Source organism: Pseudocitrobacter sp. CD920760, from assembly GCF_057782505.1.
The window spans coordinates 4943436-4969966 of record NZ_CM173490.1 but is presented as its reverse complement, the minus strand read 5'-3'; the positions used below and the strand labels follow the sequence as shown (position 1 = coordinate 4969966).

The following is a 26531-nucleotide window of genomic DNA, read 5'->3' as shown; positions in this document are numbered from 1 at the left end:
CGGCCATGTCTGAGAAAACTTTTCTGGTGGAAATCGGCACTGAAGAGCTGCCACCAAAAGCACTGCGCAGCCTGGCTGAGTCCTTTGCTGCGAACTTCACTGCGGAGCTGGATAACGCCGGCCTTGCACACGGTAACGTTGAATGGTTTGCTGCCCCGCGCCGTCTGGCGCTGAAGGTCGCTAACCTGGCGGAAGCCCAGGCCGATCGCGAAGTTGAAAAACGCGGCCCGGCGATTGCGCAGGCGTTCGACGCCGAAGGCAAACCGAGTAAAGCGGCAGAGGGCTGGGCGCGTGGCTGCGGTATCACCGTAGACCAGGCCGAGCGTCTGACTACCGATAAAGGCGAATGGCTGCTGTATCGCGCCCACGTGAAGGGCGAAAGCACCGAAGCGCTGGTGCCGAACATGGTTGCCACTTCGCTCGCTAAACTGCCTATCCCGAAACTGATGCGCTGGGGCGCGTCTGACGTACACTTCGTGCGTCCGGTTCACACCGTGACCCTGCTGCTGGGCGACAAAGTTATTCCGGCAACCATTCTGGGTATTCAGTCCGATCGCGTGATTCGCGGCCACCGCTTTATGGGCGAGCCGGAATTCACCATCGATAACGCCGATCAGTATCCGGAAATTCTGCGCGAGCGCGGGAAAGTCATCGCCGATTACGCGGAGCGTAAAGCGAAGATCAAAGCCGACGCCGAAGAAGCCGCACGTAAAATTGGCGGTAACGCTGACTTAAGCGAAAGCCTGGTGGAAGAAGTCACCTCGCTGGTGGAATGGCCGGTTGTACTGACTGCGAAGTTTGAAGAGAAATTCCTCGCGGTGCCGTCTGAAGCGCTGGTTTACACCATGAAAGGTGACCAGAAGTACTTCCCGGTGTATGCAAACGACGGCAAACTGCTGCCGAACTTCATCTTTGTCTCCAATATCGAGTCCAGAGATCCGCAGCAGATTATCTCCGGTAACGAGAAAGTGGTTCGCCCACGTCTGGCCGATGCCGAGTTCTTCTTCAACACCGACCGTAAAAAACGTCTGGAAGATAACCTGCCGCGCCTGCAAACCGTGCTGTTCCAGCAACAGCTGGGCACGCTGCGCGACAAAACTGACCGCATTCAGGCGCTGGCTGGCTGGATTGCTGAACAGATTGGTGCTGACGTTAACCACGCCACCCGTGCGGGCCTGCTGTCCAAGTGCGACCTGATGACCAACATGGTCTTCGAGTTCACCGACACTCAGGGCGTAATGGGTATGCACTACGCGCGTCATGATGGCGAAGCGGAAGATGTTGCCGTGGCGCTGAATGAGCAGTATCAGCCGCGTTTTGCCGGTGATGACCTGCCGTCTAACCCGGTAGCCTGCGCACTGGCGATTGCTGACAAGATGGACACCCTGGCGGGTATCTTCGGGATTGGTCAGCATCCGAAAGGCGATAAAGACCCGTTTGCGCTGCGTCGCGCGGCGCTCGGCGTGCTGCGTATTATCGTTGAGAAGAACCTCAACCTCGATCTGCAAACGCTGACTGAAGAAGCGGCGCGTCTGTACGGTGATAAGCTGACTAACGCCAACGTGGTTGATGATGTCATCGACTTTATGCTGGGCCGTTTCCGTGCCTGGTATCAGGATGCCGGTTATACCGTCGATACCATCCAGGCCGTTCTGGCGCGTCGTCCGACACGTCCGGCAGACTTTGATGCGCGTATGAAAGCCGTCTCTCACTTCCGTACCCTGGAAGCCGCGTCTGCGCTGGCTGCGGCCAACAAGCGTGTGTCTAACATCCTGGCGAAAACCGATGAAGTGCTGAATGACCGCGTAAACGCCGCCACGCTGAAAGAGCCAGAAGAAATTGCGCTGGCAATGCAGGTTGTGGTGCTGCGCGACAAACTGGCACCAGCTTTTGCGGAAGGGCGTTATCAGGAAGCGCTGGTTGAACTGGCTGAACTGCGCGAGCCTGTCGATGCCTTCTTCGATAAAGTGATGGTTATGGTTGATGACAAAGATCTGCGTATCAACCGTCTGACTATGCTGTCGAAGCTGCGTGAACTGTTCCTGCAGGTTGCGGATATTTCGCTGCTGCAATAAGTTTACTGCTGATAAATAAAAACCTGCCGAATGGCAGGTTTTTTTATGCGCTAATATAAACAAGTAATATTTATTCGATTAATGTGTGTGTACTTACACATTTATTACGCAAAAATTTTTTTCAGAATACATTAATTCTTTTGCGTGAGCGGTGTTTGCTAGAATAGCGACGGGTGCTTGAGACTGTTTGTCTCAGGTATCACCGAAAGGCAGACAGAGAAAAGCCCCACCTGACTATAAATCAAAGTGAGGCCCCTCTATGCATAGACACCATAAAGGTAGCCTCTTGCTTGTTGGAAATCAACACCGGAGGCTGGGAATGCCGCAAAAACATTTGTTATTTGGCTTAGTAGTGATTTGTTTCACGCTATTATTATTTACCTGGATGGTAAGAGATTCACTGTGTGAATTACATATCAAGCAGGGAAGTAATGAGCTGGCGGCATTTTTAGCCTGTGGAAATAAAAAGTAAGAGCATTTGGCGGGGAGAGATCTCCGCCTTTCTTACGGTGTGATGCATTTTCAATGCACCCTTTTTATTTATGATATGAATATCACTAAAGTCTACGACGATAAATCGCAGGCAAAAAAAATCCCCGCCCGAGGGCAGGGATTCGAATTTTTAGCGGCTTAAACTTACAGAGAAGTTACGTTGCCAGCTGCCGGGCCTTTAGCGCCGCTTTCGATGGTGAAGGACACTTTCTGACCTTCGTCCAGAGATTTGTAGCCATCGTTCTGGATAGCAGAGAAGTGTACGAACACGTCTTTAGAACCATCGTCAGGAGTGATGAAGCCGAAACCTTTATCAGCGTTGAACCATTTTACGATACCAGTCATTTTACCGGACATAGAAATTACCTTTATAAATTAAGTGAGCCTTACGGCGATATGGCATGCTTTACAGAATTTAAAGCGTAAAGGAAATGTCGCTACGAGGGGTACCAATGGATAACCTTGAAGGGAACTGCTTTACTCAACTGCTTTGTGGTCTGTGCGTCAAACCGTGAAGCTATTAACGCATACTTCGGCCTCTAAACGCAAACGTTATCTGAGAAAAAACATAAAACGGCCCTGAGAAGGACCGTTAAAATACTTAAAAAGTGTTATCTATCAATCAACTAGGCGATGATAAATTTGTGGGTCTGCCTGGATCAAACGCATCAGCTTGAGTTCGGTGGCGGACGGTTTTACCCGTCTGGACTCCCATTCCTGTACTGTCGATACGCTTACACCCATCGCTTTGGCAAACTCAGTCATCTGCAAACCGGTACCTTTACGCAACTCTTCGAACTCCGTAAAGACGGACGGTTTTGCTGTCAGGGTAATCACATGTGATGCATCTTTGAAGACAATCTGTTCCAGACTGCTCAGCAGTTCAATTGTTGGATCTTTTTCTTCCATTGATAACTCCTGTAAACACACAGCGGGATCGTGAATATCGTAGAGCTAATTAAGAATAGTCGGGATTTCCGATGAGAAGATGATCACGAATGTGACTATTTGTGAGATCCATTTTCACCCGTCAACTATCGGGCGAAAAACGCTCAAAAATCAATGACGGCTTCGCCAGGTATAATTTTGTAAAAATCGCTAAAACCGACGGCTGAGCCGCCGGTTCGCTAACTCAGGCTTTCTGCGTATTGCGGTTCAATGCCGGCGTTTCCGCTTCGCTTTTCAGCGTTTGCCGCTGGCTGACGATGTGTTTCACCAGCAGCGCCAGTGCTGACACCAGGGCGGGAATGGCCAGCAGCGTGAAAATGGTCTGGAAGGAGAGTTCCGCCTGCATCAGGAACGCCCCGCTGAATGCGCCCAGAATGCCGCCGAAACGGCCCAGCCCCAGCATCCACGCCACGCCTGTAGCGCGCCCCTGCGTCGGGTAGAAACCCGCCGCGAGAGCCGGCATTGACGATTGCGCGCCGTTCATGATGGTTCCGGCAATAAAGACCATCACGCCCATCAGCACCAGGCTGTTGGTTGAGAACCCGACCAGGCAGACAAAAACGCCTGTCAGTACGTAGCCTACCGCCACCACTTTATTGGGATTGAGTTTATCCATCAGCACGCCGAGGATAAGCACGCCAATGCCGCCGCCCAGTGGGAAGAGGGCGGTGATAACCGACGCCTGGCTTAACGATGCACCAGTTTCGCGAATTAACAGCGGTAGCCAGCTGGTCAGTAAATAAAAAATCAACAGGCCCATGAAGTAGGTCAGGCACAGCATCACCGTGCCGACAGCATAGCGAGGCGAGAAAATCACCCCCAGCGCCGATTTCTCTTTCACCTGTCCGGCTTCCTGCAAGACAAAACTCGCGTTATCGGCCACCGGGGCGATGTGTTTGAGGATGGCGGCAATTTTATGTTGAGGCTGATTTTTGACCACCATATAACGTGCGGATTCCGGCAGCAGGAATATTAGCAGCACCGCCAGCGCCAGCGGCATGACGCCGCCGAGGATCAGCACGCTCTGCCAGCCGTAGTGTGGAATTAGCCACGCGGAGATAAACCCGCCCATCGACGAGCCGATCGGGAAGCCCACAAACATCAGGTTCACCAGCAACGCACGACGACGCTCTGGCGCATATTCGCTCATCAGCGTGGCGGCATTGGGCATCGCCGCACCCAGCCCCAGCCCGGTCAGGAAACGCAGCAGCGTAAGCTGGGTGAGGTTGGTGGCAAAAGCAGTGACAAGGCTAAAGCCGCCAAAAACCAGAATCGACAGCACCAGCACTTTCTTGCGGCCAATACGGTCCGCCATCGGGCCTGCCGTTAATGCACCTACCGCCAGGCCAACCAGCGCGGCGCTCATCACCGGCCCGAGATCTGATTTCTGCACGCCCCACTCCTGCACCAGGTCAGAAGCGATAAAGCCAATAATCGCAGTATCGAAACCGTCCATGGCGACGGTCACAAAGCATAATGCGAGGATCATCCACTGGTATTTAGAAAAGGGATGATCGTTGATAAAAGCCTGAATATCCGTGGTTGTCTTCGTCATGCGGCAATTCCTGAAAACAGCGGGGAGAAGGATTCTCCCGCATGAAGTTGTGCGATTATCGAACCTATTTCCGGTAATCGTTCAATTCATCAAAACACTTAACGTTTGCGGCGACAATGCAGGGGAAATCAGGAAGTGTGCGATTATCGTACTCCCTGCGGGGAGACAAACACGCGAGAAGATTAAAATCATTTTAAAACAATAGATTAATAACAATATTTCGCGTAAAAGTTGTGGTCATAAATGTGATGTGCGCAACAATGTATTAACATCCGTGTTTTCTCCCTTTCCCCATCGTGATTTCCTGCCATAACTTTGTCAGGAAAAGGTATCCTGCGGCGCGCTGCTGGACTATCCTTGTCAGCGTCGGGCACGCGGGTGCCTGTTTGCGTTTTTTTTGGCTGAAGGAGTAATAAAATGGCGACAGGAAAGTCCTGCTCTCGCTGGTTTGCGCCTGTTGCGGCGTTGTTGATGGTTGTTAGCCTGAGTGGGTGTTTTGATAAAGAAGGCGACCAGCGCAAAGCGTTTGTCGATTTCCTGCAAAATACAGTGATGCGTGGGGGCGAACGTCTGCCAACGCTGACCGCTGACCAGAAAAAACAGTTTGGTCCCTTTGTCTCCGATTACGCCGTCATTTACGGCTATTCGCAGCAGGTGAGCCAGGCGATGGATGCGGGTCTGCGCCCGGTTGTCGATAGCGTTAACGCCATTCGCGTTCCGCAGGATTATATGACTCAGCGCGAGCCACTGCGTCAGGCGAACGGTTCGTTGGGCGTACTGAGCCAGCAGCTGGAAAATGCGAAGATGCAGGCCGATGCGGCACATGCGGCGCTGAAACAGGCGGATGACCTGAAGCCGGTCTTTGATCAGGTGTACAGCAAAGTGGTGACGGCACCTGCAAATGCGATGCAACCGTTGATCCCGGCGGCGCAAATCTTCACGCAGCAGCTGGTCCAGGTCGGTGATTTTGTCGCGCAGCAGGGTGAGCAGGTGAGCTTCGTGGCGAACGGGATTCAGTTCCCGACCTCACAGCAGGCAAGCCAGTACAACTCGCTGATCGGCCCGCTGGCTTCCCAGCATCAGGCATTTACTCAGGCCTGGACTGCGGCAGTAGAAGCGACGAAGTAACATTATGTTAGATGGCGTCTTATCGTAATTCGCCATCCGGCAGAAATAAGGCGGGGAATTCCCGCCTTATTCGTTTTATTTCCTTAACACCTGCGGGTTCACGCAGTTCTTCTCAACCTTCCCCTGCAATGCATCAATCAGGTTATCCACCGCGCAGGCCGCCATGTTAAAGCGCGTCTCATGCGTCGCAGAACCGATATGCGGCAGCGCAACGACGTTCGGCAGCGTCAGCAACGGTGAATCGACAGGCAGCGGCTCCTGCTCAAAGACATCCAGCCCGGCGGCATGAATTTCACCCGCCTGCAGCGCGGCAATGAGCGCCTGCTCGTCTACCACCGGGCCACGCCCCGCGTTGATAAAGATGGCGGAGGATTTCATCTTCGCGAACTGTTCTTTACCGAAAAGATGATGCGTCTCGTCGCTGAGCGGCAGAATCAGACACACGAAATCGGATTCCTGCAATAGCGTGTCGAGGTCACAGTAACGCGCACTGAAGCGCTCTTCGGCCTGCGGATGCTGGCGGCGAGCGTTATACAGAATCGGCATGCCGAAACCGCAGTGCGCGCGCTGAGCCAGCGCCATGCCGATGCGGCCCATCCCGACAATACCCAGCGTTTTATGGTGCACATCGGTACCGAACCAGTCCGGTCCGATGCTCTTTTTCCACTCGCCGGCTTTTACGCGATCGGCGACTTCCACCACCCGGCGCGCGGTACTGAGCACCAGCGCCATCACCGTATCCGCCACGGTTTCCGTCAGAACGGTGGGCGTATGCATCAGCAGAATGTTACGCGCGTTCAGGGCATCAACATCAAAGTTGTCATAACCCACGGAGACGGTCGAGGTCGCGCGCAGCTTCGGCATTTTCTCCAGCAGCGCTTCGTTAACGGCTTCGCTGGAGCCCAGCAGGCCGACGGCGTTAGCAAACACCTCTGCATGCTGTTGGACGGTTTCCGGGCGCAGGTTTGGCACCTGCGTAACGGTAAAGTGGGCTTCCAGGCGATGCAGTAAATCGTCAGGCAGTGCCTTGTAGAGAATAATGGACGGCTTCATGCGACTCTCCGTAAGTGTGATTTAAGCGTGGCGTGCGCCAACGGGAAGTTGTTGATTCTTAGCAGGCTTAACAATCAGAGTAAGCCATACCGAGGCGAAAAGCGCCACCCCCATAAAAATGTAAGAGGCGGACGGCGAACCGGTCGCGCCGTTGAGGTAGCCGACGAACCAGGAGCCAAAGAACGATCCCAGCGCGCCCATACTGTTGATTAAGGCCATCGCGCCGCCAGCGACGTTGCGCGGCAGCATTTCCGGGATGATGGCAAAGAACGGGCCATACGGCGCGTACATTGCGGCACCGGCGACAACCAGCAGAGTGTAGGAAATCCAGAAGTGGTTAGCGCCCACCGCCCATGAACCGATAAAGGCGAAACCGGCAATCAGCAGCAGCGGCCAGACAAACAGTTTACGGTTCTGCATTTTATCGGAAGCCCAGGAGACCAGAATCATCGCCGCTGTGGCGGCCAGATACGGCACAGATGACAGCCAGCCCACTTCAACCATGCCGAGGTTTTCGCCACCGCTGCGGATAATCGACGGCAGCCACAGCACGAAACCGTAAACGCCGATACTCCAGGCGAAATACTGCATGCACAGCAGAATGACGTTGCGGGAACGGAACGCTTCGCCGTAGTTACGCACGGCTTTAATGCCCTGCTGCTCTTTATCGAGCTCGGCCTGCAACGCCGCTTTTTCGGATTCAGACAACCAGCCCACCTGCGCCGGTTTATCTTTTACCAGCACCCACCAGCAGAACGCCCAGATGATGGCCGGGAAGCCTTCAATAATGAACATTTCACGCCAGCCGAGCGCCTGAATCAGGTAGCCGGAAACCACCGACATCCACAGCACCGTCACCGGGTTACCGAGGATCAGGAAGGTATTGGCGCGCGAACGTTCGGATTTGGTAAACCAGTTGCTGATGTAAATCAGCATGGCAGGCATCACCGCGGCTTCCACCACGCCGAGAATAAAGCGAATGGCGGCAAGCATCGGAATATTGTGCACAATCCCGGTGAGCGAGGCGCAGGCCCCCCACAGGATCAGGCAGACGAAAATCAGTTTGCGCACGCTGCGGCGTTCCGCATACATCGCGCCGGGGATCTGGAAGAAGAAGTAGCCGAGGAAGAAGAGGGCGCCCAGCAGGGAAGAGATCCCTTTGGTGATGCCTAAATCTTCGTTAATGCCTGCGGCGGAAGCGAAGCTGAAGTTTGCGCGATCGAGGTACGCCAGGCTGTACGTGATAAACACGATTGGCATGATGTACCACCAGCGTTTGGCTGCATTGGTTGAGCTATTCATAGTCCTGCCTCTGTGGTTGTAGGGTCAGAGTGTTATTTGGGGAAGGTGCGCGCTGGTGCCCTCACCCCGGCCCTCTCCCACAGGGAGAGGGGGAAACCAATAATTTGCACAATCTATTCCCTCTCCCTGGAGGGAGAGGGTTAGGGTGAGGGCGCTACTCCCCCAACGCCTCACGCGTCGGTAATCCTTCACTGTCGCCCTGAACCTGAATGGCCAGTGCGCCAATTTTATTCCCGCGGGTTACCGCATCACGCAGTGAGCGACCTTCCAGCAGGGCGCTAATTACCCCGACGGCGAAGCCATCGCCCGCACCCACCGTATCGACCACCTTGTCGACTTTTACCGGCGCGACGCAGCCTTTCTCGCCATCTGCGGTTTTATACCAGGCGCCGTCTGCCCCGATTTTCAGCACCACCGCTTTTACACCATGAGCCAGATAGAAATCGGCGATGGCTTCCGGTGTTTGTTGGCCGGTCAGGATCATGCCCTCTTTCAAACCAGGTAAAACCCAGTCGGCCTGGAACGCCAGGTGGTTGAGTTTTTCCACCATCTCTGCTTCGCTTTTCCACAGCACCGGGCGCAGGTTCGGGTCGAATGAAATGGTTTTGCCCTGTGCTTTCATCGTGCGGGCCGTATGGTCGAGCAGGGCGTAGGACGAGTCAGAGAGCGCCGCCGCAACGCCGCTTAAGTGTAGATGGCGTGCGCTGGCGAAATAATTGTCATTGAAGTCATCGAGCGAAAGATGGCTGGCCGCTGAGTTTTTACGGAAGTATTCCACAATGGGATCGGTTCCATTTTCGACCTTAGATTTAACCTGAAAGCCGGTAGCGAAACGCGGATCGCAGGTGACACCTGTCGCATCAATACCTTCTTTTTTAAGGCTATTGATCACAAACTGGCCGAAGCTGTCGTCTCCAATGCGGCTGACCCAGCCCACATTCAGGCCCAGGCGCGCCAGTCCGGTCGCGACGTTGAGCTCAGCCCCGGCGACACGTTTGATAAACTGCTCAACCTCACTGAGATCGCCCGTTTGTGTTGCCACAAACATTGCCATGGCTTCACCGATGGTGATGACATCCAATTGTTTATTCATTGCTTAATCCTCGCGTAACAGTTCGACATAGCGACGGGTTACTGCGGTCAGGTCGTTGCCTTCCAGCGGAAACTCAATTCCACGCGGCGCGTCGGCGGGCAGGGCGCGCAGTACATCCAGCCAGTCGGTATTGATGGGGTCCGGCGGCACGGCGCGGAAGCTGTCATGGTGAGGCGTCGCCGCTTTGACGTGGATGTAGCACACTGAAGGAGCCAACTGCTGGGCCGCTTCCTGCGGGCAGTTTCCGACCCACAGCCAGTTACCCATATCAAAGGTCAGGCGCACGGGCAGGTTGAGTACACGGCAGGCGGCTTTGAAACGTTGCATCGGCGGCAGCTGGCCGCATTCGGTCTGGTCGTTTTCCACCACCAGCGCCATACCGCTGACTTCCAGCCAGGTGCGCAGGGTTTCCAGTGGCGCTTTGCGCTCGAAATGACCAAGGGAAACTTTCAGCCACAGGGCGTTCAGCGTGCGGGCTTCTTCGAGCAGGGCGGGAAGGTGCGGGTTAAGCGTGCCGTCGGCAAGAAACAGCGGCTCAGGGGCGGAATAACAGGCCAGTAATTTTTGTGCTTCTATCGCGCGGGCCAGCTCAGGCAGGGCGTTTAGCTCGGCATCGTTGAACATCTCGCGGCGGATTTCTACACCATCCGCGCCCGCTTTCGCGATTATCGGCAGCATCGCCGCCTGGCCACCCGCGGCGCGGACCTGGTCATGTCCGTAAGCGGCAGTAACCACGATAATTTGTCTTTTCATGGGGAACTCCAGCGTCATCGTATGGTTAATACGCTAGATGGAACCGGTTCCAAAGAAAAGCTCAGGATGTTGAATTTATGATCGTCATCACGAAGGTTCGTTAACGGGAGGTTGATCCCCTGATAATCAGTTCGCCAGAGAAAACCTGTTCATGGATGGCGGTGCTGCCACCTTCGATGCGGCGCACGACCTGTTCGACCGCCGCAAAACCAATCTGCCAGGTGGGTTGTTTTAAGGTGGTGATGCCGACGCCTGCCAGTTCTGCCCACTCCAGTTCATCGAAACCCAGCAGGCCGATATCGCTGCCCCAGTTCAAACCGATGCGTTTGAGCGAGCGGGCAACCTGTAGCGTGAGCGCGCCGTTGGCAGAGATAATCGCTTTGCGCATACCGCGATAGCGGGTGTGGAACTGGCGCAGAGAGTTATCCAGCAGCGCATTCTCGGCCAGCGGCACTTCCGCATTTTCGGCCAGCACGCCAGGGTAGCGCGCCAGCGTGGCATTAAACGCCGCCAGACGCTCGCGGCGGGTGTTGACGGTGCCCAGCGGTTCGCTGAGAAACAGCAGGGCTTCGAAACCCTGGTCAATCAGATGTTCGGTGGCGGTTGTGGCCGCCTGGGTATTATCGAGCCCCACCACGTCGCAGGCGAAATCGGGAATTTTGCGGTCAATGAGGACCATTGGCAGTGAGGATTGTTGCAGACGATTGAGCGCCTCTTCGCGCATCCCGACGGCATTGACCACAATTCCTTCCACCTGATAACTGCGCAGCAGGTCGAGGTAATGCTGCTCCTGATCGACCTCATTGTTGGTATTACACACCAGCGGGGTGAAGCCTTTCTCGCGGCAGGCGGCCTCAATACCGCTTAACACGTTAACCGAGTAGGGGTTGGTGATATCGGCGATAATCAGGCCAATCAGGCGGGTGCGGCCACGCTTCAGGCTGCGCGCCATCAGGCTGGGGCGATAATCGAGTTCGGCGATGGCGTTTTCAATACGCGCCAGAAGCGTATCGGAAAGCAGATGCTTCTCGCCGTTAAGGTAACGGGAGATGCTGGTTTTACCGGTTTTCGCTGCTTTTGCGACGTCGCTGATAGTCGGGCGTGTTGATTTCGCCATAGGGGCCTCTCTTTGCAAAGTGAGAACACCTTAGCGCGAAAATCTGGCTAAGCAAGTGATTTGCCCGGTAAACGAGGCGTTACCGGGCTGATGTATTACTGGAGAGGGCTTAAAGTGATTTCAACGCGACGGTTCTGCGCTTTGCCCGCTTCGGTGCTGTTGCTGGCGATAGGGTTCGCCGGGCCCATCCCGCTGGTACGAATACGCGTTGCCGCTACGCCCTGCGTAATCAGCGAGCTGGCGACGGAATCCGCACGTTGCTGAGACAGGCGCATGTTCAGATCCTGGCCACCGGTGCTGTCGGTGTAGCCAATCACGTTTACTGCGGTTTTCTCATACTCTTTTAGCACCATCGCCACGCCGGTCAGGGTATTAGCGCCCGCCGGTTTCAGCGTTGCGCTGCTGCTGTCGAAGGTGACATTGCTTGGCATGTTTAACACGATGTTGTCGCCATTTCGCGTCACACTCACGCCAGTTCCCTGCATTTTGTCGCGCAGTTTGGCTTCCTGCACGTCCATGTAGTAACCGACGCCGCCGCCAAGGGCCGCACCCGCAGCCGCACCAATCAACGCGCCTTTACCGCGATCTTTCTTCGACGAAGAGAGTGCGCCAACGCCAGCACCAACCAGAGAGCCGAGCCCGGCGCCAATGCCGGATTTGCCCGCTTCGCGCTCACCGGTGTAAGGGTTAGTGGTGCAGCCAGAAACTGCCAGAGCTCCGCTCACAACGGCAGCAATCATCAGTACGCTTTTTTTCATCTTAATTCCTTAATCCTTTTTTTATTCTTTGCCACGGCGTCCGTGACGGTTGATTATGACGTGGAAATAAGCGGAAAATTCCCTCTATAACTCCGATTTATGTAAAAAATAATGAGTGATGGTTAATTCATCGCCACAACACCTGCATCGAACACTCAGGAGCACGCTTTGGCTACTACAGCGAAAACGCACACCATCTTAACTGCCGCCCACTGGGGCCCCATGCTTGTCGAGACGGACGGGGAAACCGTTTTTTCCTCGCGCGGGGCGCTTGAAACCTCGTTTGTTAACTCTTTGCAAAGCGCCGTGCGCGATCAGGTGCACAGTAAAACGCGGGTACGTTACCCGATGGTGCGCAAAGGTTATCTGGCCTCGCCGGCGTCGCCGAAGGGGGGGCGCGGGCAGGACGAATTCGTGCGGGTAAGCTGGGACGAGGCGCTGGATCTTATTCACGCGCAGCACAAACGTATTCGTGAGACTTATGGCCCGTCCTCGATTTTTGCCGGTTCCTACGGCTGGCGATCCAATGGCGTACTCCACAAAGCGGCGACGCTGCTACAGCGCTATATGAGCCTGGCGGGCGGTTACACCGGGCACCTGGGGGATTACTCGACCGGCGCGGCGCAGGCTATCATGCCGCACGTGGTCGGCGGCAACGAAGTGTATCAGCAGCAAACCAGCTGGCCACTGGTGCTGGAGCATACGGACGTGGTGGTGCTGTGGAGCGCCAACCCGCTGAATACGCTGAAAATTGCCTGGAATGCTTCGGATGAACAAGGCATTCCTTACTTTGAACAACTGCGTAAAAGCGGCAAGCGCCTGATCTGCATCGATCCGATGCGATCGGAGACCGTCGATTTCTTCGGTGAGACGATGGAGTGGATAGCCCCACATATGGGCACTGACGTGGCGATGATGCTTGGCATTGCCCATACGCTGGTGGAAAACGACTGGCATGATGCGCAATTCCTCGCGCGCTGCACGACTGGATTCGACACCTTCGCCGCTTATCTGCTCGGTGAACGTGACGGGCAGCCGAAAACCGCGGAATGGGCCTCAGCCATTTGTGGCGTAAGTGCGGCTAAAATCCGTGAACTGGCGAAACTGTTCCACGAAAATACCACCATGTTAATGGCGGGGTGGGGGATGCAGCGTCAGCAATTCGGCGAACAAAAGCACTGGATGCTGGTGACGCTCGCCGCCATGCTGGGGCAAATCGGTACGCCGGGCGGGGGCTTTGGGCTCTCCTATCACTTTGCCAACGGCGGCAACCCGACGCGCCGCGCAGCCGTGCTGGCGTCGATGCAGGGCGCGGTAAAAGGCGGGGTGGAAGCAGTCGATAAAATTCCCGTTGCGCGGATTGTCGAGGCACTGGAAAACCCCGGCGCACCGTATCAGCACAACGGCATGGACAGGCACTTCCCGGATATCCGTTTTGTCTGGTGGGCGGGTGGCGCTAACTTTACCCATCATCAGGATACCAACCGCTTAATTCGCGCCTGGCAGCGACCGGAGCTGGTGGTGATTTCCGAGTGCAACTGGACGGCGGCGGCGCGTCACGCCGATATCGTTCTGCCCGCCACCACTTCTTTCGAGCGCAACGATCTCACCATGACCGGGGATTACAGTAATCAGCACCTGGTGCCGATGAAGCGCGTGGTGATGCCGCAGGGTGAAGCGCGCGATGATTTTGAGGTCTTCGCTGAACTGAGCGAGCGCTGGGAAACGGGTGGGCGTGAGCGTTTTACTGAAGGCAAAAGCGACCTGCAATGGCTGGAAACGTTCTACCGCATCGCCGCAGAGCGGGGCGCCAGCCAGCAGGTTACGCTGCCGCCGTTTGCGGAATTCTGGCAGGCGAATCAGCTTATCGAAATGCCGACCAGCGAACAAAACGCTCAGTTTGTCCGTTTCGCGGCCTTCCGTGCCGATCCGCAGGCCAATCCGTTGAAAACGCCGAGCGGGAAAATTGAAATTTATTCCGAGCGCATCGCCAGTTTCAACTATGCCGATTGTCCGCCGCATCCGATGTGGCTGGAGCCGGACGAATGGCACGGCAATGCCGAGCCAGAGCAGTTGCAGCTGCTCTCCGCGCATCCGGCTCATCGTCTGCACAGCCAGCTCAATCACACTTCCCTGCGCGAGCAGTACGCGGTTGCGGGGCGTGAACCGCTTACTCTGCATCCGCAGGATGCGCGTGCACGAAATATTCAGGATGGCGATGTGGTGCGCGTGTGGAATCATCGCGGGCAGGTGCTGGCGGGCGCGGTGGTGAACGACGGCATTAAGCCTGGCGTGATTTGCCTGCATGAAGGCGCGTGGCCGGATCTTGACCTTCAGGCCGGAGGCATCTGTAAAAACGGTGCAGTCAACGTACTGACCAAAGACCTCCCCAGCTCGAAGCTGGGGAATGGCTGTGCGGGCAATACGGCGCTGGCGTGGGTGGAGAAATACCGCGGCCCGGCGCTTAGGCTAACGGCGTTTGATCCGCCTGCCAACGCATAATCCAGGTGGGATGTTTGGTCTCTTCCTGCCATGCGCCGTCTTCGATGCGAAAACCGAGCGCATGGTAGAAATTCACCGCGCGGCCATTTTTCTGATACACCTCCAGGCTTAACATCGGATAGCGCTGCTTAACTTCGTTGAGCAGCGCGCTGCCAATGCCGCGATGCAGCGCCTGCGGCGCCACAAACAGCGCACCGACAAACTGGTTATCCATCACGCTGACGAACCCCAGCAGGGTGTCATTTTCTTCCCACACCCAGGTTTGCGCCGCCGGTAGGTAAACGTCGCGTACCAGCGCGAGGCTGTCGTGCCAGTACTGCTCATCAATAAAAGGATGCGCGAAGGTGGTGCTTTCCAGCCACAGAGTGAGCACCGGGTCGAGGGATTTAGCTGTCCACTTGCGGATCATGCTGGCCTCCGGGATGGCAGAAGCAGCCCGTTACGTGATCGTTAACCAGCCCGCACGCCTGCATAAAGGAGTAGCAAATGGTGGTTCCGACGAACTTAAAACCGCGTTTTTTCAGCGCTTTTGATAAGGCATCGGACGCGGGCGTCGAGGTTGGAATGCCGGACAGCTCTGCCGCCTGAGTGATGATGGGCGTGTTATCCACGAACGACCAGACGAAATCGGCAAACGGTTCACCGTTTTCTTCCATTGCCAGCCAGGCGCGCGCGTTGCCAATAATGGCCTGAATTTTCCCGCGATGGCGGATAATTCCGGCATCCAGCACCAGCCGCTCAACGTCTTCTTCCGTCATGGCCGCAACCTTGCGCGGGTCGAAATGGTGGAAAGCGTGACGGTAATTTTCCCGTTTTTTAAGTACCGTAATCCATGAAAGCCCGGCCTGCTGGCCTTCAAGGCAGATCATTTCAAACAGCTGCTGCCCGTCTTTCTGCGCAACGCCCCACTCCTTGTCGTGATAGTCGATATAGAGCGGGTCCTGACTGACCCAACCACAACGCTGCATACCCTTCTCCTGTTTCATGGTCCTGACCTGATAATAAAACCTGCAAATCATGCTTGACGCCAGAAATAAAAAGACAATATTTAATACAGGGATACACACCCCCTAAAAACATAACAATATCGCCGGGTTCGGCTCTACTCTGGAGTCGCTTGAATGATTGATAAGAAATGCACTGGCTTTCGACCAGCCGTTTTGACTGCGCCTGTCTTTTTTTGCTTACTCTTTACGGCTCAGGCGCACGCCTGGCAGCAAGAATATATCGTGACTGACACAGAAAGTCGTACCGCTGAACGCTATACATGGGATAGCGATCACCAACCGCGCTATGACGATATTCTGGCGGAACGTATCAAGGCTTCCAGCGATGGGCCCGGTCTGGCGATGACGATGCCGGATGAGACGCCGCTGGACGCGACCAAATCAATGAGCATCGGCTGGAATATGCCGCTGACGGCGGGCCTGACGACCGGGCCGGTTGCCGCGTGGAGCTACGATGGCTCCCCTGGCGCGGTATTTACTGACGCGGGTGATATTGGCAGTTATACCGATCCGATGTGGCATGCCAGTATCAGCACGCTGGGCTGGCGCGTGGACTCCCGCTCCTGGTGGGGTGTTCATCCGTGGGCGCAGGTCAGTTATAACCAGCAGTACGGCGAAAATCAGTGGAAAGCCCAGTCAGGCCTTAATCGCATGCCGGGCACCAATCAGGAAGGCAACTGGGTCGATGTGACGCTCGGCGCTGATATGCTGCTGAATCAACATGTTGCTGCGTATGCGGCTCTCTCGCAGGCCGACAACATGACCACCGGTTCTAACTACCTCTATACCATGGGCGTGAGCGCTCGCTTTTAGATTGTCGGATGGCGTGGGCGACAGACCGCGCCATCGGGCATAAGCTGCACGCAATGTCATTCATTCCACTCTCAGTGCATTTCATTCCGTCCTCAACGCACTTCATGCCTTTTTCCCCCATGGAATACGCGGGTTTCGTTATCGTAGCCGCAGTTAATTCAAGAAGGCATCTTCATCATGAACGCTGCAACTCAAAACCATACTCGCTGGCTGACGCTTATCGGCACCATCATTACCCAGTTTGCGCTGGGGTCAGTTTACACCTGGAGCCTGTTTAACAGCTCGCTCTCCAGCAAGCTGGATGCGCCGGTCAGCCAGGTCGCTTTCTCCTTCGGTTTATTAAGTCTTGGCCTCGCGCTTTCCTCCTCTGTGGCCGGGAAATTACAGGAACGTTTTGGCGTAAAACGCGTCACCATGGCTTCCGGGATTTTACTGGGCATCGGCTTCTTCCTGACGGCGCACTCTAACAGCCTGATGATGTTGTGGCTGAGCGCAGGCGTGCTGGTTGGCCTCGCCGACGGCGCGGGCTATCTGCTGACGCTCTCCAACTGCGTGAAATGGTTCCCGGAACGAAAAGGGCTGATTTCCGCGTTTGCCATCGGTTCTTACGGTTTAGGCAGCCTCGGTTTTAAATTCATTGACAGCCACCTGCTGGAAACCGTCGGCCTGGAAAAAACCTTCATGATTTGGGGCGCGATTGTGCTGGTGATGATTGTCTTCGGCGCGATGCTGATGACCGATGCGCCGCAGCAGGAAGTGAAAAGCGTTAACGGCGTAGTTGAAAATGACTTCACCCTGGCTGAATCCATGCGTAAACCGCAGTACTGGATGCTGGCGGTGATGTTCCTGACGGCCTGCATGAGTGGCCTGTATGTGATTGGCGTGGCGAAAGATATTGCCCAGGGCATGGTACATCTGGATATCGCCACGGCGGCGAACGCGGTGACCATTATCTCTATCGCTAACCTGAGTGGACGTCTGGTGCTGGGGATCTTGTCTGATAAAATCTCCCGTATCCGTGTCATTACTATCGGCCAGGTCATTTCGCTGGTGGGCATGGCTGCACTGCTCTTCGCCCCGCTCAACGCGACCACCTTCTTCGCGGCAATTGCCTGCGTCGCCTTTAACTTTGGCGGCACCATCACCGTGTTCCCATCGCTGGTGAGTGAGTTCTTCGGTCTGAACAATCTGGCGAAAAACTACGGTGTGATTTACTTAGGTTTCGGTATCGGCAGCATCTGCGGTTCGTTGATTGCCTCACTGTTCGGCGGCTTCTACGTGACCTTCTGCGTTATCTTCGCTCTGCTGATTATCTCGCTGGCGCTGTCCACGACGATTCGTCAGCCGGCCCAGCCAACACTGCGCCAGATACACGCTCATTAATTGCAAGTCCGAAAAAAGAGGAGCTATGCTCCTCTTTTGCTGTTTCTACCCCCTTTTTTGTCCACTTCCGCACTTGCTTTTTTGTAAATATCTGTAGCGAAAACGCACATCATTGCCACTTTTCCCTCTTACTGTGGTCTACTTAGCCGCGCGTGTACCGAACGGACTCTATTACTCCCGCACAATTGCCTGATGCGCTTACCAGGAAGGTACGGCGCTGGATCTGTTGTTCCCTTTTTTCAGGGTTATTTGCATGCGATATTTAAAAACGATGTCTCAGCAGACGCTGTGCTGGCTGCTGGCTGTTTACATCGGTCTGTTTATGAATGCTTCCGTGTTCCTGCGTCGCTTTGAAGGCTACGCTCAGGACCTCTCTTTCTGGAAAGGCGTCGCTGCCATCGTTGAGATGATTGCCGCCGTTCTGATCTGCTTCTTCTTACTGCGCTTGTTGTCGTTACTCGGCAGACGTGTCTGGCAGGTGCTGGCATCGTTGCTGGTGCTGATCTCCGCTGGCGCCTGTTATTACATGACCACCATGAACGTCATGATTGGCTACGGCATTGTCGCGTCGGTGATGACGACGGATATCGATCTGTCGAAAGAAGTGGTTGGCTGGACGCTGGTTATCTCGGTGGTGCTGATAAGTGCCATTCCGCTGTTCCTTATCTGGTTCAACGGCAGCAACATGACGCTGTGGCGTCAGATTCGCACGCCGGAACTGCGCTGGCGCAGCGTGCTGGTGGTACTGCTGGCGGGTCTGATGGTCTGGGGCCCGATTCGCTTCCTTGATACGCGCCAGAAGCGCGATGACCGCATCGCGGGCGTGGATATGCCGAGTTACGGTGGCGTACTGGCTAACTCCTATCTGCCGACGAACTGGCTCTCTGCGCTGGGGCTTTACGCCTTTGCCCAGGTGGATGAATCATCCGATAACAAATCTTTGATGAATCCGGCGAAGAAATTTACCTATACGCCGACGCAAAATCTCGATGATACCTATGTGATTTTCATCATCGGCGAAACCACCCGCTGGGACCACATGGGTATGCTGGGGTACGAACGCAATACTACGCCGAAACTCTCTAAAGAGAAGAATCTGGTGATGTACCGTGGTTACTCCTGTGACACCGCGACCAAGCTGTCGCTGCGCTGCATGTTCGTGCGTCAGGGCGGGGCGGAAGATAATCCGCAGCGCACGCTGAAAGAGCAGAACGTGTTTGCGGTGCTTAAGCAGTTAGGTTTCAGTTCCGACCTGTATGCGATGCAGAGCGAGATGTGGTTCTATACCAACACCATGGCGGATAACATCGCCTACCGTGAGCAGATCGCCGCTGAACCGCGTAACCGGGGTAAAGCCGTGGACGATATGCTGTTGTCGAGCGAAGTTCAGCGCTCGTTGGATGATAACCCGCAGGGTAAACACCTGATTGTGTTGCATACCAAAGGGTCGCACTACAACTATACACAGCGTTACCCGCGCGCCTTCGCCCAGTGGGGGCCAGAGTGCTACGCGGTCGATCGTAAGTGTCCGAAAGACCTGATGATCAACTCGTTTGATAACTCCATCACCTACGTCGATCACTTTATCGATACCATTATCGATCAGGTGCGCGATAAGAAAGCGATCGTGTTCTACGCCTCTGACCACGGTGAGTCGATTGAGGAACGCGAGCACCTGCACGGCACCCCACGCCATATGGCCCCGCCGGAGCAGTTCCGCGTGCCGATGATGGTGTGGATGTCGGATAAATATCTGGAGAATCCATCGAATGCTGCGGCGTTTGCTCAGTTGAAGAAGGAAGCCGATATGAAACAGCCGCGTCGTCACGTTGAGCTGTACGACACCATTATGGGCTGCCTCGGTTACACCTCGCCAAACGGCGGGATTAACGAGAATAACAACTGGTGTCACATCCCGGATGCCAGCAAGAAAGCTACGAATTAACCGGGATGGCGACTTTCTCGCCGAACGGATGGCTTTTTTAAGGTAAGGGATTGACGAGGGTGCATCACAGCAGTAAGATGCGCCCCGCATTCGGTGATTGGCGCAGCCTGGTAGCGCACTTCGTTCGGGACGAAGGGGTCGGAGGTTCGAATCCTCTATCACCGACCAAATTTGAAAAGCCCGCTCTATGAGCGGGCTTTTTTGCGTCTGGTGTTTGAAGACAACCCTCTCCCTCATGGAGAGCGGACCGATCGCTTGCAAGTTTAGGTTCATGCCGGTTTTCTCCCTCTCCCTGTGGGAGAGTGCCGGGGTGAGGGCAACAGCGTGCGACGATCACACATAAGGCCCTTTACGCATCTGAATATCCGCGACCTCTCCATTTTGTGACCTATTCCATTGCTTTTTTTTATACATAGTCAGATCTTTTTTTTCGTTGCTTATGGATAACCTCAGCATTTTCCCCTGTGCGTTTTAACGTTCGCGGTATTTATCGCTCAGATAATCACCGTTCTGTCATTATTTTTTCATAATGTGATTAAACGTTAATCACTGACCACCCGGAAATATCAAGAACAAAACTCTGGCTCCTGGCGAGTAGCATAAATTTCTCTGCTGAAAATACCGCCCTGGAGTTTTTTTAATCTTTGCCTGCCAATTCTCACCCTCGTTGTAAATCCCGGATGAGTGTATTGACGTTTTCACATTCTATTGACAGATTGTAGGGCACGAGGGGCATTTCAGGGAGGATCTGCGCTGCAACTCACACGCTCACCTGAAAGGAATCTCCATCCCCTGTAACGCCTTCGGGCACCACCGACCAGACCGGTTAAAAAACAAATAAAGGCTGGCGGAATAACAACAACACAACACACATAACCTGGAGCACAATAATGAGTATTTCCTTGAAGAAGTCAGGGATGCTGAAGCTTGGTCTCAGCCTGGTGGCGATGACCGTCGCAGCGGGCGTGCAGGCCAAAACCCTGGTTTATTGTTCTGAAGGCTCGCCGGAAGGCTTTAACCCACAGCTCTTTACCTCGGGAACCACCTATGACGCCAGCTCGGTGCCAATCTATAACCGTCTGGTGGAATTCAAAACCGGTACTACCGAAGTTATCCCTGGCCTCGCTGAAAAGTGGGAAGTCAGCGAAGATGGCAAAACCTACACCTTCCACCTGCGTAACGGTGTGAAGTGGCAGGACAGCAAAGATTTCAAACCGACGCGCGACTTCAACGCCGATGACGTGGTGTTCTCGTTCGACCGTCAGAAAAACGACCAGAACCCGTACCACAAAGTCTCTGGCGGCAGCTATGAATACTTCGAAGGCATGGGCCTGCCGGAGCTGATTAGCGAAGTGAAAAAAGTCGACGATCACACGGTTCAGTTCATCCTGACTCGCCCGGAAGCACCGTTCCTTGCCGACCTGGCGATGGACTTCGCCTCTATTCTGTCAAAAGAATATGCTGACAACATGCTGAAAGCCGGTACGCCGGATAAAGTTGACCTGAACCCAATCGGTACCGGGCCATTCCAGCTGCAGCAGTACCAGAAAGACTCCCGTATTCTCTACAAAGCCTTCCCGGGCTACTGGGGCACCAAGCCGCAGATCGACCGTCTGGTCTTCTCTATCACGCCTGACGCTTCCGTGCGTTATGCCAAGCTGCAGAAGAACGAATGCCAGGTGATGCCGTACCCGAACCCGGCAGACATCGCGCGCATGAAGCAGGATAAAAATATTACCCTGCACGAGCAGGCGGGCCTGAACGTGGGCTACCTCTCTTACAACGTGCAGAAAAAACCACTCGATGAAGTGAAAGTTCGCCAGGCGCTGACCTATGCGGTGAACAAAGAAGCGATCATCAAAGCCGTTTATCAGGGCGCTGGCGTGGCCGCGAAAAACCTGATCCCGCCAACCATGTGGGGCTACAACGACGATGTGAAAGACTACAGCTACGATCCTGAAAAAGCGAAAGCGCTGCTGAAAGAAGCGGGCCATGCGGACGGTTTCACTATCGATCTGTGGGCGATGCCGGTTCAGCGTCCATATAACCCGAACGCTCGCCGTATGGCAGAGATGATTCAGGCTGACTGGGCGAAAGTGGGCGTGAAAGCCAACATCGTTACCTATGAGTGGGGCGAGTACCTGAAACGTGCGAAAGATGGCGAGCACCAAACGGTCATGATGGGCTGGACTGGCGATAACGGGGATCCGGATAACTTCTTCGCCACCCTGTTCAGCTGTGCCGCCTCAGAGCAAGGCTCCAACTACTCGAAATGGTGCTACAAGCCGTTTGAAGACCTGATTCAGCCGGCGCGCGCCACCGACGATCACAACAAGCGTATTGAACTGTACAAACAGGCTCAGGTAGTGATGCATGACCAGGCTCCGGCGCTGATCATCGCTCACTCCACTGTATACGAGCCGGTGCGTAAAGAAGTCAAAGGCTATGTGGTCGATCCGTTGGGCAAACACCACTTCGACAACGTCTCCATCGAATAATTAAAAAGCTGGATTGCTGCGCTTGTCCTCACCTGCACCTGTAGGCCGGATAAGCGCAGCGCCATCCGGCGTAATACTTTGCCCGTGGCAGTGTACGTGCGGGCCAGGATTTGTGAGCAATACAGACACCCAGTTCCAGGCTGAGTGTTACTAGAGAGAATCCGGGTTATGTTGCAGTTTATTCTCCGACGTTTGGGACTCGTCATCCCCACGTTTATCGGTATTACCCTTCTCACGTTTGCGTTTGTCCATATGATCCCCGGCGACCCGGTGATGATTATGGCGGGCGAGCGTGGTATCTCCCCTGAACGCCATGCTGAACTGCTGGCCGCGCTCGGCCTTGATAAGCCGATGTGGCAGCAGTACCTCCACTATATCTGGGGCGTGTTGCATGGTGATTTAGGGATCTCGCTGAAAAGCCGTCTCCCGGTGTGGGACGAGTTCGTGCCGCGTTTTAAAGCGACGCTGGAACTTGGTATCTGCGCCATGATGTTCGCCGTTGCCGTGGGTATCCCGGTGGGCGTGCTGGCTGCGGTGAAACGCGGCTCTATCTTCGATCACACAGCGGTTGGTCTGGCGCTGACCGGTTACTCCATGCCTATCTTCTGGTGGGGCATGATGCTGATCATGCTGGTCTCGGTGCAGTGGAACCTGACGCCGGTTTCCGGGCGCGTGAGCGACATGGTGTTCCTTGATGACTCGAACCCGCTAACCGGTTTTATGCTGATTGATACCGCCATCTGGGGTGAAGAGGGCAACTTCATTGATGCGGTGGCGCATATGATTTTGCCTGCCATCGTGCTCGGTACCATCCCGCTGGCGGTGATTGTGCGTATGACACGTTCTTCCATGCTGGAAGTATTAGGTGAAGATTACATCCGTACCGCGCGCGCCAAAGGGCTCACCCGCATGCGGGTCATCGTGGTGCACGCGCTGCGTAACGCCATGCTGCCGGTGGTGACGGTTATCGGCTTGCAGGTCGGTACGCTGCTGGCAGGCGCGATCCTGACGGAAACCATCTTCTCCTGGCCGGGGCTGGGCCGCTGGTTAATCGATGCCTTACAGCGCCGCGACTACCCGGTGGTACAGGGCGGCGTGCTGCTGGTAGCGACGATGATTATCCTCGTCAACCTGCTGGTTGATCTCCTCTATGGCGTGGTGAACCCGCGTATTCGGCATAAGAAGTAAGGGGCCATCATGTCACAAGTCACTGAAAATAAAACGGTGTCCGCACCGGTACCGATGACGCCGCTGCAGGAATTCTGGCACTACTTTAAACGTAACAAGGGCGCAGTGGTTGGCCTGGCTTACGTGGTTATCGTGCTGTTTATTGCGATTTTCGCTAACTGGATTGCGCCTTATAACCCAGCCGAACAGTTTCGCGACTCGCTGCTCTCCCCGCCGGTCTGGCAGGAGGGCGGAAGCTGGGCGCATTTGCTGGGCACGGATGACGTAGGCCGTGATGTGATGTCTCGCCTGATGTATGGCGCGCGCCTCTCACTGCTGGTCGGTTGTCTGGTGGTGGTGTTGTCGCTGGTGCTGGGGGTTATCCTCGGGCTGGTGGCGGGCTACTTCGGCGGCCTGGTTGATAACGTCATTATGCGCGTCGTCGATATCATGCTGGCGCTGCCAAGCCTGCTGCTCGCGCTGGTACTGGTGGCGATTTTCGGCCCATCTATCGGCAATGCTGCGCTGGCGCTAACTTTTGTGGCGCTTCCTCACTATGTCCGTTTGACGCGTGCCGCCGTACTGGTAGAAGTCAATCGCGACTACGTCACCGCGTCTCGCGTGGCGGGGGCGGGAGCGATGCGCCAGATGTTCGTCAATATCTTCCCGAACTGCCTTGCGCCGCTGATTGTTCAGGCGTCGCTCGGTTTCTCTAACGCCATTCTCGATATGGCCGCCCTTGGCTTCCTTGGCATGGGTGCGCAGCCGCCAACACCGGAGTGGGGCACCATGCTCTCCGACGTGTTGCAGTTCGCGCAAAGCGCCTGGTGGGTCGTGACCTTCCCCGGTCTGGCGATCCTGCTGACGGTGCTGGCATTTAACCTGATGGGTGACGGTCTGCGTGACGCGCTCGATCCCAAACTGAAGCAGTAAGAGGTTCGAGATGGCGTTATTAAATGTAGATAAATTATCGGTGCACTTCGGTGAAGTGGGTGCTGAATTCCGCGCCGTAGACCGCATCAGTTATAGCGTGGATCAAGGCGAAGTTGTCGGGATTGTTGGCGAATCCGGTTCCGGTAAATCGGTCAGCTCGCTGGCGATTATGGGGCTGATTGACTATCCGGGCCGCGTGATGGCGGAGAGCCTGGAATTTAACGGCCAGGATCTCAAGCGTATCTCGGAGAAAGAGCGTCGCAACCTGGTGGGCGCCGAAGTGGCGATGATCTTCCAGGACCCGATGACCAGCCTCAACCCGTGCTACACCGTCGGTTTCCAGATAATGGAAGCGATTAAGGTACATCAAGGCGGTAATAAGAAAACGCGTCGTCAGCGGGCGATTGACCTGCTGAATCAGGTCGGCATTCCTGACCCGGCCTCGCGTTTAGACGTTTATCCGCATCAGCTTTCCGGTGGGATGAGCCAGCGCGTGATGATCGCCATGGCGATAGCCTGTCGGCCAAAACTGCTGATTGCCGATGAACCGACAACGGCACTCGATGTGACCATTCAGGCGCAGATCATCGAACTGCTGCTGGAGCTACAGCAGAAAGAGAACATGGCGCTGATCCTGATCACTCACGATCTGGCGCTGGTGGCGGAAGCCGCGCATAAAATTATCGTCATGTATGCCGGCCAGGTGGTGGAAACCGGTGCCGCGCACGATATTTTCCGCGCGCCGCGCCATCCCTACACCCAGGCGCTGCTGCGCGCGCTGCCGGAGTTTGCCCAGGACAAAGCGCGTCTGGCCTCGCTGCCAGGCGTGGTTCCGGGCAAATACGACCGCCCGAACGGCTGCCTGCTTAACCCGCGCTGCCCGTATGCGACGGATAAATGCCGCAGCGAGGAGCCGGACCTGAACCTGCTGGACGGCGCGCGTCAGTCTAAATGTCACTACCCACTCGATGACGCCGGGAGGCCTACACGATGAGTACGCAAGAGGCCGCACTGCAACAACCGCTGTTGCAGGCAACCGATCTGAAAAAATACTACCCGGTGAAGAAAGGGCTGTTTGCCCCTGAGCGTCTGGTGAAAGCGCTGGACGGCGTGTCGTTTACCCTCGAACGCGGTAAAACGCTGGCGGTGGTGGGGGAATCCGGCTGCGGGAAATCGACGCTCGGCCGTCTGCTGACGATGATTGAAACCCCCACTGGCGGGGCGCTTTCTTATCAGGGGCAGGACCTGCTGAAACACGATCCGCACGCGCAAAAGCTGCGTCGGCAGAAAATTCAGATAGTCTTCCAGAACCCATACGGTTCACTGAACCCGCGCAAAAAAGTGGGGCAGATTCTGGAAGAACCGCTGCTGATTAACACCTCACTCAGCAAAGCCGAACGCCGTGAAAAAGCGCTGGCGATGATGGCGAAAGTGGGCCTGAAAACGGAACACTACGACCGCTATCCGCATATGTTCTCCGGCGGCCAGCGTCAGCGTATCGCCATCGCGCGTGGGTTGATGCTCGACCCGGACGTGGTGATTGCCGACGAACCGGTTTCCGCGCTGGACGTTTCGGTGCGGGCGCAGGTGCTCAACCTGATGATGGATTTGCAGCAGGAGCTGGGGTTGTCTTATGTCTTCATCTCTCACGACCTGTCGGTAGTGGAACACATCGCCGATGAAGTGATGGTGATGTACCTGGGCCGCTGTGTGGAGAAAGGTACCAAGGATCAAATCTTCAATAACCCGCGTCACCCGTACACTCAGGCACTGCTTTCTGCGACACCACGTCTGAATCCGGACGATCGTCGCGAGCGGATTAAGCTCACCGGCGAACTGCCAAGCCCGCTGAATCCACCGCCGGGCTGTGCCTTCAACGCCCGCTGCCGTCGTCGCTTTGGCCCCTGCACCCAACTCGCGCCGCAGCTGAAAGAGTATAACGGTCAACTGGTTGCGTGCTTCGCCGTAGACCAGGATGAAAACCCTGAAAAGGCGTTATAAGGTCTGGA

Annotated in this window: 23 protein-coding genes and 1 tRNA gene; 13 read left to right on the top strand and 11 right to left on the bottom strand. The window is 55.4% G+C overall.

The features are described 5' to 3' along the window. The first annotated feature begins 5 nt into the window (after window positions 1-5). Entirely contained in the window at window positions 6-2075 is a 2070-nt protein-coding gene (gene glyS / locus AC1MKH_RS23405; RefSeq protein WP_276219002.1) for a glycine--tRNA ligase subunit beta, read from the top strand. Between the two features lie 319 nt (window positions 2076-2394). Continuing rightward, entirely contained in the window at window positions 2395-2547 is a 153-nt protein-coding gene (gene hokA, locus AC1MKH_RS23400; RefSeq protein ID WP_231825956.1) for a type I toxin-antitoxin system toxin HokA, read from the top strand. A 164-nt stretch (window positions 2548-2711) separates the two neighbouring features. Here hokA and cspE read toward each other — a convergent pair whose 3' ends face one another. The 3 genes from cspE to AC1MKH_RS23385 all read right to left on the bottom strand — a co-directional run bounded on the left by cspE (window position 2712) and on the right by AC1MKH_RS23385 (window position 5070). Continuing rightward, entirely contained in the window at window positions 2712-2924 is a 213-nt protein-coding gene (gene cspE / locus AC1MKH_RS23395) for a transcription antiterminator/RNA stability regulator CspE (RefSeq protein ID WP_000014594.1), read from the bottom strand. 261 nt (window positions 2925-3185) lie between these two features. Further along, the gene (locus AC1MKH_RS23390; RefSeq protein WP_276218991.1) at window positions 3186-3476 is read right to left on the bottom strand and encodes an HTH-type transcriptional regulator; all 291 of its coding nucleotides are present in this window, start codon (window positions 3474-3476) and stop codon (window positions 3186-3188) included. 223 nt (window positions 3477-3699) lie between these two features. After that, window positions 3700-5070, bottom strand: coding sequence for an MFS transporter (locus tag AC1MKH_RS23385; RefSeq protein ID WP_276218989.1), 1371 nt, complete (start codon window positions 5068-5070; stop codon window positions 3700-3702). A 417-nt stretch (window positions 5071-5487) separates the two neighbouring features. Between AC1MKH_RS23385 and AC1MKH_RS23380 the strand changes: the two genes are divergently transcribed. Then, window positions 5488-6198, top strand: coding sequence for a DUF3053 domain-containing protein (locus AC1MKH_RS23380; RefSeq protein ID WP_276218987.1), 711 nt, complete (start codon window positions 5488-5490; stop codon window positions 6196-6198). A 75-nt stretch (window positions 6199-6273) separates the two neighbouring features. Here AC1MKH_RS23380 and ghrB read toward each other — a convergent pair whose 3' ends face one another. The 6 genes from ghrB to AC1MKH_RS23350 all read right to left on the bottom strand — a co-directional run bounded on the left by ghrB (window position 6274) and on the right by AC1MKH_RS23350 (window position 12274). Continuing rightward, on the bottom strand, window positions 6274-7251 hold the full coding sequence (gene ghrB, locus AC1MKH_RS23375; RefSeq protein ID WP_276218985.1) for a glyoxylate/hydroxypyruvate reductase GhrB: 978 nt from the start codon (window positions 7249-7251) through the stop codon (window positions 6274-6276). A 21-nt stretch (window positions 7252-7272) separates the two neighbouring features. After that, entirely contained in the window at window positions 7273-8553 is a 1281-nt protein-coding gene (locus AC1MKH_RS23370; RefSeq protein ID WP_276218983.1) for an MFS transporter, read from the bottom strand. Window positions 8554-8707: 154 nt separating this feature from the next. After that, the gene (locus tag AC1MKH_RS23365) at window positions 8708-9646 is read right to left on the bottom strand and encodes a sugar kinase (protein ID WP_276218980.1); all 939 of its coding nucleotides are present in this window, start codon (window positions 9644-9646) and stop codon (window positions 8708-8710) included. Between the two features lie 3 nt (window positions 9647-9649). After that, on the bottom strand, window positions 9650-10399 hold the full coding sequence (locus AC1MKH_RS23360; protein ID WP_015962554.1) for a sugar phosphate isomerase/epimerase family protein: 750 nt from the start codon (window positions 10397-10399) through the stop codon (window positions 9650-9652). Window positions 10400-10499: 100 nt separating this feature from the next. Then, window positions 10500-11516: a LacI family DNA-binding transcriptional regulator gene (locus AC1MKH_RS23355; protein WP_276218976.1), complete on the bottom strand. Its 1017-nt coding sequence runs from the start codon at window positions 11514-11516 to the stop codon at window positions 10500-10502. 95 nt (window positions 11517-11611) lie between these two features. Beyond that, window positions 11612-12274 (bottom strand): OmpA family lipoprotein, encoded by a 663-nt coding sequence (locus tag AC1MKH_RS23350; protein WP_231825961.1) that lies wholly within the window; start codon window positions 12272-12274, stop codon window positions 11612-11614. A gap of 222 nt (window positions 12275-12496) precedes the next feature. Between AC1MKH_RS23350 and AC1MKH_RS23345 the strand changes: the two genes are divergently transcribed. After that, window positions 12497-14776, top strand: a complete 2280-nt coding sequence (locus AC1MKH_RS23345; protein ID WP_442961888.1) for a molybdopterin guanine dinucleotide-containing S/N-oxide reductase — start codon at window positions 12497-12499, stop codon at window positions 14774-14776. Here the strand turns inward: AC1MKH_RS23345 and AC1MKH_RS23340 are convergent. Further along, window positions 14739-15185 carry an N-acetyltransferase gene (locus tag AC1MKH_RS23340; RefSeq protein WP_276218972.1) on the bottom strand — a complete coding sequence of 149 codons (447 nt, stop codon included), beginning with the start codon at window positions 15183-15185 and terminating at the stop codon, window positions 14739-14741. The two genes, AC1MKH_RS23345 and AC1MKH_RS23340, sit on opposite strands and share 38 nt — an antisense overlap. After that, complete coding sequence (tag, locus tag AC1MKH_RS23335) at window positions 15163-15744, bottom strand: DNA-3-methyladenine glycosylase I (RefSeq protein ID WP_276219327.1); 582 nt, start codon at window positions 15742-15744, stop codon at window positions 15163-15165. The genes AC1MKH_RS23340 and tag overlap by 23 nt, the downstream gene beginning before the upstream one ends. 153 nt (window positions 15745-15897) lie before the next feature. Between tag and AC1MKH_RS23330 the strand changes: the two genes are divergently transcribed. The 9 genes from AC1MKH_RS23330 to dppF all read left to right on the top strand — a co-directional run bounded on the left by AC1MKH_RS23330 (window position 15898) and on the right by dppF (window position 26523). Then, window positions 15898-16596: an autotransporter domain-containing protein gene (locus AC1MKH_RS23330; RefSeq protein ID WP_276218970.1), complete on the top strand. Its 699-nt coding sequence runs from the start codon at window positions 15898-15900 to the stop codon at window positions 16594-16596. Between the two features lie 177 nt (window positions 16597-16773). Continuing rightward, window positions 16774-17979 carry an L-lactate MFS transporter gene (locus tag AC1MKH_RS23325; protein ID WP_276218968.1) on the top strand — a complete coding sequence of 402 codons (1206 nt, stop codon included), beginning with the start codon at window positions 16774-16776 and terminating at the stop codon, window positions 17977-17979. Window positions 17980-18232: 253 nt separating this feature from the next. Continuing rightward, a complete protein-coding gene (eptB, locus tag AC1MKH_RS23320) occupies window positions 18233-19924 on the top strand; it encodes a kdo(2)-lipid A phosphoethanolamine 7''-transferase (RefSeq protein WP_276218966.1) in 1692 nt (563 codons plus the stop codon). A gap of 91 nt (window positions 19925-20015) precedes the next feature. Beyond that, window positions 20016-20092: transfer RNA gene (locus AC1MKH_RS23315), tRNA-Pro, on the top strand. A 722-nt stretch (window positions 20093-20814) separates the two neighbouring features. Next, window positions 20815-22422 carry a dipeptide ABC transporter periplasmic-binding protein DppA gene (dppA, locus tag AC1MKH_RS23310; protein WP_231825968.1) on the top strand — a complete coding sequence of 536 codons (1608 nt, stop codon included), beginning with the start codon at window positions 20815-20817 and terminating at the stop codon, window positions 22420-22422. Window positions 22423-22590: 168 nt separating this feature from the next. Further along, a complete protein-coding gene (gene dppB, locus AC1MKH_RS23305; RefSeq protein WP_149463623.1) occupies window positions 22591-23610 on the top strand; it encodes a dipeptide ABC transporter permease DppB in 1020 nt (339 codons plus the stop codon). Window positions 23611-23619: 9 nt separating this feature from the next. Continuing rightward, window positions 23620-24522, top strand: a complete 903-nt coding sequence (dppC, locus tag AC1MKH_RS23300; protein WP_276218963.1) for a dipeptide ABC transporter permease DppC — start codon at window positions 23620-23622, stop codon at window positions 24520-24522. A 10-nt stretch (window positions 24523-24532) separates the two neighbouring features. Continuing rightward, window positions 24533-25516 (top strand): dipeptide ABC transporter ATP-binding protein, encoded by a 984-nt coding sequence (gene dppD, locus AC1MKH_RS23295; RefSeq protein ID WP_276218961.1) that lies wholly within the window; start codon window positions 24533-24535, stop codon window positions 25514-25516. Continuing rightward, on the top strand, window positions 25513-26523 hold the full coding sequence (dppF, locus tag AC1MKH_RS23290; RefSeq protein ID WP_149463620.1) for a dipeptide ABC transporter ATP-binding subunit DppF: 1011 nt from the start codon (window positions 25513-25515) through the stop codon (window positions 26521-26523). Before dppD ends, dppF begins: the two co-directional genes overlap by 4 nt. The last annotated feature ends 8 nt before the right edge of the window (window positions 26524-26531 follow it).